At 36.5% G+C, this 11,455-nt stretch carries 10 protein-coding genes; 8 read left to right on the plus strand and 2 right to left on the minus strand.

Features of this window, described 5'->3' with window-relative positions; translation table 11 throughout:
* Positions 1–92: 92 nt before the first annotated feature.
* From ACTBZY_RS17605 to ACTBZY_RS17620, 4 genes are all read left to right on the plus strand, one after another.
* Entirely contained in the window at positions 93–1,976 is a 1,884-nt protein-coding gene (locus ACTBZY_RS17605; RefSeq protein ID WP_463047667.1) for a LysM peptidoglycan-binding domain-containing protein, read from the plus strand.
* A gap of 367 nt (positions 1,977–2,343) precedes the next feature.
* Positions 2,344–3,312, plus strand: a complete 969-nt coding sequence (locus ACTBZY_RS17610) for a threonine ammonia-lyase (RefSeq protein ID WP_463047668.1) — start codon at positions 2,344–2,346, stop codon at positions 3,310–3,312.
* Complete coding sequence (locus ACTBZY_RS17615; protein ID WP_463047669.1) at positions 3,309–4,190, plus strand: DNA-3-methyladenine glycosylase family protein; 882 nt, start codon at positions 3,309–3,311, stop codon at positions 4,188–4,190. The genes ACTBZY_RS17610 and ACTBZY_RS17615 overlap by 4 nt, the downstream gene beginning before the upstream one ends.
* 247 nt (positions 4,191–4,437) lie before the next feature.
* A complete protein-coding gene (locus tag ACTBZY_RS17620; RefSeq protein ID WP_463047670.1) occupies positions 4,438–5,016 on the plus strand; it encodes a Crp/Fnr family transcriptional regulator in 579 nt (192 codons plus the stop codon).
* Positions 5,017–5,410: 394 nt separating this feature from the next.
* On the opposite strand, the gene ACTBZY_RS17625 is transcribed toward ACTBZY_RS17620, so the two are convergent.
* Positions 5,411–6,172: a hypothetical protein gene (locus tag ACTBZY_RS17625; protein WP_463047671.1), complete on the minus strand. Its 762-nt coding sequence runs from the start codon at positions 6,170–6,172 to the stop codon at positions 5,411–5,413.
* Between the two features lie 202 nt (positions 6,173–6,374).
* Positions 6,375–7,073, minus strand: coding sequence for a 3-keto-disaccharide hydrolase (locus tag ACTBZY_RS17630; protein ID WP_463047672.1), 699 nt, complete (start codon positions 7,071–7,073; stop codon positions 6,375–6,377).
* Positions 7,074–7,313: 240 nt separating this feature from the next.
* Between ACTBZY_RS17630 and ACTBZY_RS17635 the strand changes: the two genes are divergently transcribed.
* From ACTBZY_RS17635 to ACTBZY_RS17650, 4 genes are read left to right on the plus strand one after another with little or no spacing between them, the layout of a single operon-like run.
* Positions 7,314–7,646 (plus strand): PadR family transcriptional regulator, encoded by a 333-nt coding sequence (locus ACTBZY_RS17635; RefSeq protein WP_463047673.1) that lies wholly within the window; start codon positions 7,314–7,316, stop codon positions 7,644–7,646.
* Positions 7,647–7,678: 32 nt separating this feature from the next.
* A complete protein-coding gene (locus ACTBZY_RS17640) occupies positions 7,679–10,111 on the plus strand; it encodes a PspC domain-containing protein (RefSeq protein WP_463047674.1) in 2,433 nt (810 codons plus the stop codon).
* Between the two features lie 51 nt (positions 10,112–10,162).
* Entirely contained in the window at positions 10,163–10,807 is a 645-nt protein-coding gene (locus tag ACTBZY_RS17645) for a head GIN domain-containing protein (RefSeq protein WP_463047675.1), read from the plus strand.
* 50 nt (positions 10,808–10,857) lie between these two features.
* Positions 10,858–11,454, plus strand: coding sequence for a methyltransferase family protein (locus ACTBZY_RS17650; RefSeq protein ID WP_463047677.1), 597 nt, complete (start codon positions 10,858–10,860; stop codon positions 11,452–11,454).
* Position 11,455: the final 1 nt, after the last annotated feature.

Here is an 11,455-nt window from a genome sequence, read left to right on the forward strand (position 1 = left end):
TAAAATAATATTGACTTTTTGGATTTACCAACATACATTTGAACAACTTCCTAATAATAACGTGTTTCATTCGGATATAATTACTAAAATTTATGGTCAACTCTAAATCTGCTGCACTGTGTGCAGTTCTTTCATTTCTTGCAATAAATTTCAGCTTTGCACAGGCAGACTCGATAACGAATGCCATTGTTCCGGTGAAACAAATTGTTATTGGCAACAAGCCCAATAAAGAAATTAAAACGAATCAAGTTTCTTCAGAACCAGCTTCTAAAGATTCTATTTCTAAAAAAATTGCGGTCAATCCGAAAGCTACGTTTCCGGGTTCTATTACCGTAATGGACGAAAGGGATAAAGTAGAATTTCAGATTATTCCGGCAGATGATGACGTTTTAGCGGCTCGAGTGCAAGGTCTAGAAAACATTATGCCCATGCCTTACAATGAGCACGTTAAAAAATACATTGATTATTTCTTATACAGGCGTCCTAACTTTGTAAAGCAAATGCTAGAAAGGAAAGAATTTTACTTTCCAGTATTTGAAAAATACTTAGCCAAGGCTGGCATTCCTGATGAGATGAAATATCTAGCTCTTTTAGAGTCTGGGCTTAACCCAACGGTTGTGTCTCATGCAAAAGCGGTAGGACTATGGCAATTCATGTCTCCTACTGGAAGAGAATATGGTTTGAAAATCAATAATTATGTGGATGAAAGAATGCACATAGAAAAATCTACCGAAGCATCTTTTAAATACCTTACTTGGTTACACAATTACTTCCACGATTGGGAATTGGCTCTGGCTTCTTACAACACAGGACCAGGAAACATTAGAAGAGCCATCAGAAAGTCTGGCAAAACGGACTATTGGGAATTACATGATTATATTCATAGAGATACAAGGGCTTATGTTCCTCAGTGGGCAGCATTGAATTACTTAATGAACTATTCTGCTGAGCACGGTATTTTCCCTGACATCGAAAAGACCCTCTACCCTATTGCTTCTAAAGATTTGATTCTGGATGGCCCATTAAATTTGGCTGCATTTGCTGAATTAAATTATTTGGACTTAGCCACCATCCAAAGGTTAAATCCTCATATCATTACCACGGATATCCCATCTTATGCAAAAGGTCTGGACATAAAAATTCCACTAGAAACCTATGCGTATTTTAGAGATAACCAAGACTGTATCATGGAATTAGCCTCTAATTTATCTACAGTTTCCCCTACAGACGACATTGTTTCCATTACGGACGCAAAAGGCAGTTTTCATTATGAAACAAAAACTGTAAAAAAATACCATAGAGTAGGAAGTGGCGACTATCTAGGAAAAATAGCATCATCTAACGGTGTTGGAGTATCGGAGCTGAAAAAATGGAATAACCTGAACTCAAGTACCATACAAAAAGGACAAAGGTTAGTTTATTACACTACGGAATCCACTAAAGTTTATGATGAATTAACTCCTTCCAAGACAGCTAAGGTTGAGAACAAAACACTCATTGCTGAAAATACCAACGAGGAAAGAAGTAATGTAAAAGTAGTAAGCCATGAGGCAAAAGAAAATTCTAAAGTAGAACAGCCTAAGGTAGTAGCCAAAGCAGCTCCTAGTACGCCTTCATATAGAAATGAAACAAGAACTGTAAAAAAATATCATACAGTTGGAAGAGGTGATAATCTAACACATTTGGCAAGAGACTATGGTACATCCATTTCTGATTTAAAACAATGGAATAACTTAAAATCAAACGAAATCCAAAAAGGACAGCGTTTGGTTTATTTCACTACTGTTACAGAAAGAGTATACGACAAAGTAAAATCAACAGACGACACCAATATTGTGATTTACACTGTACAGGCAGGTGATACCCTATGGGCTATTTCTCAAAGATATGGTTACTCTATAGAGCAAATTAAGCAACTAAACGGTATGTCTGACAATACAGTTAAAGTTGGTCAGAAAATAAAAGTAAAAGCATAAGGCCTACTTTTCAAGTTCTTTAAGCCCGAGATGTTACACATCTCGGGCTTTTCTTTTTACCGCGAGTATGTCGACCTATCCAAAGATAGTTTACGAGTAACTAATCTTTACTTGATGAACACTTATAAGGCCATACTAGGCTTTCCGTAATTTCCAAACTGGGTGACTGCAGAAATAAAATAAAACACTAATTCCGAGTTAAATTCGAGACAAACCGCTCCTTCATTATAAGTCCCTGAATATGGCAATAGATCCACGTACAAAAAATTACTAAATCCGTTTTCAACCGTTTGTTGCTACTTCTTTTCCCTATCTATAGGTACCATAATACAAAAAGAGTTAATTTCCCTATCATAAAATAAAGGAGATGGAAAGTCATTTAGAACCCACTAAACAAGAAATCATTGACTGTCATGAAAGAATAAAACCCTATATCAATAGAACTTCACTAGTTACAAATAGAGATTTAAACAATGATTTAAATCTAGAACTGTATTTTAAATGTGAAAACGAACAAAAGATAGGAGCTTTCAAAGCAAGAGGAGGTTTGAATGCTGTTTTACAGCTCACCCACCCTGAGATCGACCGCGGCTTGGTAACACACTCCTCTGGCAATCATGCACAAGCCTTAGTTTATGCTGGTAACATCAGAAATGCTAAAAGCTGGATAGTTATGCCAGAGACGGCTCCAGACATTAAAGTAAATAAAGTAAAAGAACTCGGAGCGGAAGTTATATTTTGTAAAAATACACCGGAAGCAAGGCAAAATACTGCCAATAAAATAGTTCTAGAATATGGAGCTATTTTCATTCATCCATTCGACAATCATCATGTGATTACTGGTCAGGCCACAGTGGCCAAAGAGATCATTGAGGATATTCCAGAAATAGAAATCATTATTCCTCCCGTAGGTGGCGGTGGACTCTTAAGCGGAACAGGATTATCTGTGCGTTATTGGTCAAACAATTGCGAGGTGTATGGGGCAGAACCGGAAGGTGCCGCGGATGCCATTTTTTCATTTAAATCTGGAAAAGTAGAGCATGCAAAATACGTTGATACTATTGCAGACGGACTACAAACACATTTAAGTGAAAGAACGTTAGGTATTATCCGGAATCACGTAAAAGGCATTCTTTTAGTGAGTGAAGATGAGATCTTGAACGCTTTGAATTTGATATACAAACATCTCAATATTATAGTTGAACCTTCTGCCGCAGTCTCTTTTGCGGCATTAATAAAGCACAAAGAAAAATTTAAAGGCAAGAAGGTGGCGGTTATACTTACGGGTGGAAACCTAGATGAGAAACTAATCCCAAAATACCTAAGCAAGGCATGATAGCCATACCATTACCAAATCCATTTAACCAGAAGGCACTTTTTCAATACCTCAAAAGATCTATTCATGAAATAACTTTTACGATAGATAGTAATGATGTTATTTGGAAGGTTTTCCCTTTCGATAAAACCTTAATTTTAACCAAAATCACCTTCTCTCCTACGCATATTACCTTAAGTTTCCCTGACAAAATACCCACAGAACATCAAGCCTCAAAAATCACATACTATATTAAAGAATGGTTTGACATAGAAACAGATCTTACTGCATTTTATAAGCTTGTAGAAAATGACAAAATACTAGGAGGGTTTATTCAAGAATTTAAGGGTTTAAGGATTGTCAAAGCCCCTGAACTTTTTGAGGCACTTTCCTGGAGTATCATAGGACAGCAAATAAACTTATCATTTGCTTACAGCTGTAAAAAGGCTTTAGTAGAAAGTGCTGGAAGAACTTTAGATTTTGAAGGTAAAAGCTTTTATACTTTCCCGAGCCCTACAGCCATACTAGAAATTCCTGATGAATCCTTTAGACAAATGAAGTTTTCAAGCCAAAAAGTCAAATACATTCGTGGCGTGGCTTTAGAAATAATAGATGGCTCTTTGTCTAAGGAGCTCTTAAGTATTTTGAATTTTGAAGATGCTAAGAAACGACTTACTAAAATTAAGGGTATTGGTAATTGGTCTGCCAACTACACGCTTATGAGATGCCTAAACTTTAAGGAGGCTTTTCCGATAGAAGATGTGGGCATCCATAATGCCATTAAAAAACATTTATGTCTCCCAGAAAAACCTAATTTAAAAGAACTTGAAGACCTTTCTAAAAAATGGGAAGGGTGGCAGGCCTATGCCACCTTTTACCTTTGGCAAAGCCTACTTTAGTTCTACTTGTTTTAAATCGTCATCTCATAAAAAATGACGCTAAGATTTCTTATAGTAAATACCTAAATATTCCTATCATTCGTATCGACAAACCAGCCAGATGTCCATTTTCTTGCTTATTTTCAATCAATTTTATTGACATTTATATACATTTTATAGCCAAAAAAGTATTACACACTAACAACTTTCAAAGAATTCTGGATACCAGAATTTTCAGAATAAGTTCACACCTTTCATTCATGCCACGATGATTACATTGGAAACTACACTACAAGAACTTTTTCATTTCAAAAATGCCGAAGCATCAGAGATTCTGAAACTATTTAAGCCCGTTAATTACCCAAAACACGCTTTTTTAGTCCAGCAAGAAGAACTTTCTGAAAACATATTTTATATTACAAAAGGCTTAGCAAGAGAGTTTTTCACTTTTGATGCTAATAAAGACGAAGACAATACCATACAGTTTATTAAGGAGGGCGAATTCTACTTTTCTAATAATAGTCTTTTAGAAGTTCAAAAGTCAAAGTGTTTCACGCAGACCATAGAACCCATAAAAGCCCTTGTTTTAAGCAAAGAAAAACTTAAAGCGTTTAGCTACGAATTACCTTTTATAAACAGACTTGCTTTTTTGATGCTAAAAGAAACTGTAATTCGTCAAGAAAAAAGAACGGACATTTACATGAGGCATAGAAAAGGTGCAGACAGGTATAAGCTATTTTTAGAATCCTTCCCTAATTTAAGCCATAGAGTAAGTGACAAGTATATTGCCTCTTATTTACAAATGAACTCGTCAACTTTAAGCCGAATAAGGCGGCTTAAGGCCTAAAACATAATTAAGGTATATTAAAACCGCTTATGTATTAGAAAATCTCCCGATCGTTATCGGGACTGTAGCTAAATTGCTTCAAATCAGTTCGTAAATACACTTAAATTCAATCATCAGAACCCTTCGACTTTAGCTCAGGGTAAACTGCTATGCTAACCTCGTTTAAATGCCTGATTTATTCCACTTAAACCACTCATTACGATTCTCCAATGCATAAAACGGGTCGAAATTAGACCAAAAAATAGGCTGTCTCAAAAGTGTGAGACAGCCTATTTTTATTTAAACTCCTATCTGAGAATATTTTGAATAAGTAATTCTCAAAACTTACGTTTTACTTATGATACTTCCTCTTTTTTTGAGTATATCTGCCATCCTATTTAAAGGATTTCTGTTTCTACCTATTTAAACTACTACCCTTTTCAAGGATTTTCAATTCATTTTTTCCCATAAACTCTTTTATACTTTTAGATTTCTCCCAAGCATTAGCAAGCCTACCTAACTTAGTATTGGGTTCCCAATATACCACATCAATTCCGTCGAGTTCTGTGGAAGTAAAATCCCCGATTTCGTCATTATCTTCCTCTGCTATACGCTTAGTCCATTGTCTGTCGGAAACACCCATTACAAGATTTTCCATTTGGTCAAAATATATAAACAACAGCACAGGTTGTCTTTTATCAGTATCAAAATTCCAAGGAAGCCATTCTCCACTTTGCATCTGATTCTCTTTAAAATTTAATGGAAATGAAGCCAAAACTTTTCCTTTATGTTTAATCCCTTCATTTTCAATTTTCAAAACGTAAACCACTAAATCTTCTTTGTTTCCAACCAGCCCTCCATTACAAAGACCACCCATATAGAGTTCATTTCTGATATTCGTAATATTCGTAATTCTAAAATCTCCGTTATTACATAAAACAGAAACATCCGCCACCTTAAAGCTCTCCAAAGCTCCCTTAGGTGCACTTTTGCCAGAAACTAGCTGCATATGGTCTAATTCACCCTTGAATTCATAATTAGGTACAACCATAGACATGTCCTGTCCTTTGGAAGTAATAAAGGTGAAACACAATACAGTTATTGGCAATAAATAGCGACTCACTATTTTCATCATCTCAAAAATATTAGTTAGAGAAAGCCTTGTACAGGCTTTCATTTATAATTAAAATTGACAAAAACCATACCGACAAGCGGCTAGTCGCATAACTAAGAATATTTTTTTATTAAATAGACTGCCAAATAGCAGTCGTTTTTAATCCTTTAGCACTAACTCTAGATATTAAAAAGAAGAAATACCGCTGTAAATCACATCCCATAAGACCATTACAACAAACCTTCTGCCATTTACATATACAACCTTATTTGCTCATTTTTTTTATTGGCTGATAATCTACTTTTCTAAATTCTACCTCAGAACCTTCGGATTGCAATGCAAATCTCCCGCTTTGTGCTGTGGCATGATAACCATAATTAACAAGACTGCCATTCAACCAAACTTTTACTTTGTCCTTAAAACACTCAATCTGCATGCTATTCCACTCACCAGGTTCATTCTCCACGTTACCAGTCAAATTTGGAATTCTTCTATTTTTCTTACCATCTATTCCCCAGTCTTCCTTTGGACCTCTTCTTAACTCCATATTGGGCACCTCAATATTTTCACCGATACACCAGAAGTCTCCAGCGTTGGTATGTTTTAGCTGAACCTCCACAGACTGCGGAAACATGTCGTAAAGCCTTCTAGGCTTGGATACATGTACCAATGCACCGCAGTTTCCTGGCGTACCCACAAACCTGTATTCTAAATTTATACGATAATTTTTAAAAGATTCATCTGTAATAAGATGGCCACCCGGAGTACCCAGAGTGACGAGCTTCCCATCACGTACAAAAAATGGATTAACAGCTTCTGGATTTTTATCTATCTCAGGAACATCTATATGCCAGCCGTCTAGAGACTTACCATTAAAAAGTGGAACTACAGTTTGAGATTCTTGGGCATTACAGTAAGAAGAAATAATAATTACGAAAATAAAAGCAGTACTTAAAAGCTTCATGTTTGTTGGGTTGTTTTTATAAATATAAGGCCAAAACGTAAAACCTCAGCTTCCAAAGTCCTAAAATCTACCACTAAAACTCCCTTTAAAACCTATTATCCCGAAATACGAAAAATAATTCATATAGTATCTTGCATAACCAAGTACCTTCCATTATGTTTGTATCACAATTATGAAAAATCTAGAAACAATAATAGAAGGTGAGACCACCGTGTCTCATCTTTTAAAAATCAAAAACGAATGAAAATAGAGAATGCCAAAGTGCAGATGCGAAAAGGTATTTTAGAATACTGCATTCTGCATATTATTTCGAGAGGCGAGATTTACGCTTCCGAAATTTTAGATGAGCTCATTGAAGCCAAAATGATGGTAGTGGAAGGCACACTTTACCCCCTACTTACTCGATTAAAAAACGCAGGTCTCCTTGACTATAAATGGGTAGAATCAGTCTCAGGGCCACCGAGGAAATACTATATATTAACAGAAGGTGGAGAAACTTCTCTACAAGCCTTAGAAGGCACTTGGGCAGGTTTATCTGCATCTGTAAAAACTATTACATCTAAGAAGAAATAAGCACCATAATACTGGTTATCAATTATTTAGTTATGAAAAAGACAATACAAATAAATATATCGGGAGTGGTCTTCAACATTGAAGAAGATGCTTACGAAATTCTAAACGGCTATCTCAGCTCCATTCAAAAATACTTTTCCAATTATGAAAGTAGCGATGAAATAGTAGCTGATATTGAAGCCAGAGTTGCTGAGAAGTTCATCGGCAAAAACAAACCCGAGGAGCTTCCTGTCATTGGAGCGGAAGATGTGGCAAAGGTCATGGCCAGCATGGGGACCGTAGCCGATTTCCAAGCTATTGAAGAGGAGGAAGAAGAAGCCTTCTCTGCGGAAACCAACACAAAAACTGAAAATAAATCTGAGCAACAATCAGAAAGAAAAGCCTCTAAAAAATTATATAGAGACACCAAAAGAAAGGCACTTGGTGGCGTACTGGCTGGCTTGGCAAACCACTTCAATGTGGACGTCGTCTGGTTTAGAGTTATCTTTTTAGTAGCAGCCTTAGGCTTAATTGAGTCGGGCATTGGAGGATTCTTTGTACTTGCCTATATCATTTGCTGGATAGCCTTCCCAGCAAGCGAAAATCTCGAGGAACAAGAGAACATTAAGAAGTTTTATAGAAATGGCGAAAACAAAGTAGTCGCCGGTGTGGCCAGTGGTCTTGCGTCTTACTTTTCCTTGGATGTGGCACTTATCAGGGTCGTTTTTGTAGTAGGTGTAGCGTTCTTTGGCGTTGGTATAATAGCATACCTGGTACTTTGGGTGGCTTCACCAATAGCTCAAAGCTTAACCCAGAAAATGGAAATGAAAGGCGAACCTGTTACTATTGAAAACATTGATAGTAATATTAAACAAAACCTTTCTGATTCTTCTAGCCCAAACGTTAGTAACGAAAGTACCCTCACAACACTATTACTGTTGCCTTTCAGAATATTAGGAAAGCTATTTCAAGGAATTGGTCATTTGCTTTCTAAGCTAGGCCCCGTCTTTAGAGTTTTTATAGGCATTGGCTTAAGTGTTTTAGGATTGGGATTAACCGTTTCTGCGGTAGTAGCTACAGGAGCCTTTTTCGGACTCATGACCGAGCACTCCTGGTTTTCTCAAAATGATAGCATTGCGTTATTCACCAGAGATTTAGATCCTTCAGCTGGTATCTTTTTATTCCTAGCTACGGCCTTGCCAGCTATTGGAATATTAATTTCAGGCATTTTTCTTATCACCAACAACAGGCTCGGAAATAGAAACTTCTGGTTGACTGGACTTGGGCTTTGGTTACTAGGTTTAGTAGGTTTGGCTATTTATGGTGGAAAATACTCTATGAACTATGCTAAAAATGCATTTGTAACCCAGAATGAAACCTATAGCTTCACTAGTGATATTATTTATTTAGATGCCAATAACAACTACTTAGATAACGATTTCGACTTTAACACCCAAGTGAGAATATTAGAATCTGATAATAATGACGTAAGTGTTGAAAGAAAATATTCTGCATCTGGAAGAACGAGAGAAATAGCCAAAGAGAATGCCAAAAGTCTCACTTATAACATCGTTCAAAAAGATTCTGTATTAATTTTCGATGAAAGGGCTAGACTAGACCAAAACACAGGCTTTAGAAATCAAAAAGTCTATGTAGAAATCAAGCTTCCGGTTGGCCAAAGAGTACACATGAGCAATGAATTCGCCAGTAATCTATTAAAGGACAACTGGAATTTAAAAAGAAAATATGGTTTAGATGGAAACGACTTTGATGCCCTTATTTTTAAGATTAATAGCAATGGTGAATTAGAATGCGAGGGCTGCGAGGTTTTAGACGAAGATGCTCAAAAGGCGTTTAATAACAGAAGCCATTATGATTATAACGACAATGACAGAGATTTCGAACGTATGGGAGATGGTCCTAACCGTATTTTTGACATAAAAAACTTCGATGGAATAGAAGTGGGAGGATCTTTTCATGTTTTAATTATGCAAGGGGACACTTTCAATGTGGAGTTTATGGCAGAAAGAGAAAGGGATATTGAAGATCTAAATATCAAACTCAATGGCCGTGAGCTAGATATTGATTTCAAAGATAGATTTTTCGAGAACAGAGGCAGAGTATTGGCATACATTACCATGCCAAACATTGAATCTCTTGATATATCAGGAGCATCGAAAATCAAAGTTCTATCCTTTGAAAATGTAAATAATTTAGACATAGACCTTTCCGGAGCATCTAATGCCAAACTAGATATAGAAGCCAAAAAAGTGAGAGTAGATGCCTCTGGGGCTTCCACTTTAGAAATAAGAGGCACAGCCGAAGACATTGAACTTGACCTTTCTGGGGCTAGCAGATTTAACGGAAAGCGTGCTGAAATAGAAAGAGCATATGTGGATGCCAGTGGAGCCAGTCATGCAGATTTTGGAAAAGTAGGCTCTTTACGCTCAAACACTAGCGGTGCTAGCTCTGTAAATAGAGATTAACTGCAACCATCTTTAAGGAAGATGCATCTAACCTGCAACAAAACTATTATTATGAAAAAGCTAATTTTACTCCTTACCTTAATTTGCTCACATCTTTATGCCCAAGACGGGTTCAAAAGAAGTTACAAACTCAGCAATTTTAATGCGATTGACGTAGGTGGGTCTTTTGAGGTAAGGGTAAAACAAGCTAGCGAATACAGCGTAAAAGTTTTAGCAGAAAAGAAAAAAGACTTAGAAGATCTAGAAGTGAGCGTAAGCCATGGAGAATTAAACATTGGTTTTAATAACAACTGGAACTTCTGGGACAATATCACCGGTAGCAGAGGAAAAGTAAAAATATACATCACTATGCCAGACATTGAGTCTTTAGATCTTTCTGGTGCCAGCCAGCTCAGCTTATATCCCTTTAAGGGTCTGCATGACTTAAATGTGGATGTTTCTGGTGCAGCCAAAGCAAAAATAGCCGTCGAAACTGAGGAGTTAAATGTAGATGCTTCTGGAGCTTCTCATATAGAAATAAAAGGAAGAATAGAAAAAATGAACGTGGATTTATCTGGTGCTAGCCACCTCAAAGCAAAAGAAGCCATTGTAGGCAGAGCTAATGTAGAAGCCAGTGGTGCTAGCCATGCTTCCTTCGGAAAAGTTAAAGACTTGGATTCCGACACCAGTGGTGCTAGTCATGTAAGCAGAGATTAAAAGATATCATCTTCCATTTAAAAGTGCTAATTTCAAGTCAAAAAAAAGATTTGAAATTGGCACTTCCTACTTTATTGATTTTCTTTGGCTGGCTAGCTTATGGTTTATTCCATAGTTTATTGGCTAGTACTCAGGCTAAGGGTTTTGTAGCTCAACATTTACCTTCATTATTTAGAAAATATAGACTTTTCTTTGTTTTGTCTGCCGTAATTACACCGCTTCCATTACTATACTTTCATTTTATAACAGACTCGGAAAATGTATGGGAAAACTACCGAGAAATAAGATTAGCCGGAGGTGTTATGGCTGGATTAGGCTTAGCCATACTCAGAAAGGCCTTTAAGGTCTATGACACTAAAATGTTCTTTGGTCTTACTTTTTCCGCTACAGATACCGAACCTTTCAAAACGAATGGCATTTTAAGTAAAGTAAGACACCCACTTTACACGGCCACATTAATGATTTTCTGGGGTTGGTTTCTTTTTAGTAATACATATTTGAACTTGGCTTTTTGCATGGCAAATACCATTTACATATTGATTGGCATAAAATGGGAAGAGAAAAAGCTCATTAAACTATATGGAGACCAATACCTTAAATATAAATCTGAGACGCCTATGTTAATTCCTAAGTTCAGAAAATCCTAGC

It is taken from the genome of Arcticibacterium sp., assembly GCF_055134445.1.

Excerpts from the sequence above, each read along its gene's own strand:
- ACTBZY_RS17620 (WP_463047670.1), top strand. The coding sequence starts at position 4,438 with ATGATTACATTGGAAACTACACTACAAGAACTTTTTCATTTCAAAAAT.
- ACTBZY_RS17645 (WP_463047675.1), top strand. The coding sequence starts at position 10,163 with ATGAAAAAGCTAATTTTACTCCTTACCTTAATTTGCTCACATCTTTAT.
- ACTBZY_RS17630 (WP_463047672.1), bottom strand. The coding sequence starts at position 7,073 with ATGAAGCTTTTAAGTACTGCTTTTATTTTCGTAATTATTATTTCTTCT.
- ACTBZY_RS17625 (WP_463047671.1), bottom strand. The coding sequence starts at position 6,172 with ATGAAAGCCTGTACAAGGCTTTCTCTAACTAATATTTTTGAGATGATG.
- ACTBZY_RS17635 (WP_463047673.1), top strand. The coding sequence starts at position 7,314 with ATGAAAATAGAGAATGCCAAAGTGCAGATGCGAAAAGGTATTTTAGAA.
- ACTBZY_RS17640 (WP_463047674.1), top strand. The coding sequence starts at position 7,679 with ATGAAAAAGACAATACAAATAAATATATCGGGAGTGGTCTTCAACATT.
- ACTBZY_RS17605 (WP_463047667.1), top strand. The coding sequence starts at position 93 with ATGGTCAACTCTAAATCTGCTGCACTGTGTGCAGTTCTTTCATTTCTT.
- ACTBZY_RS17610 (WP_463047668.1), top strand. The coding sequence starts at position 2,344 with ATGGAAAGTCATTTAGAACCCACTAAACAAGAAATCATTGACTGTCAT.
- ACTBZY_RS17615 (WP_463047669.1), top strand. The coding sequence starts at position 3,309 with ATGATAGCCATACCATTACCAAATCCATTTAACCAGAAGGCACTTTTT.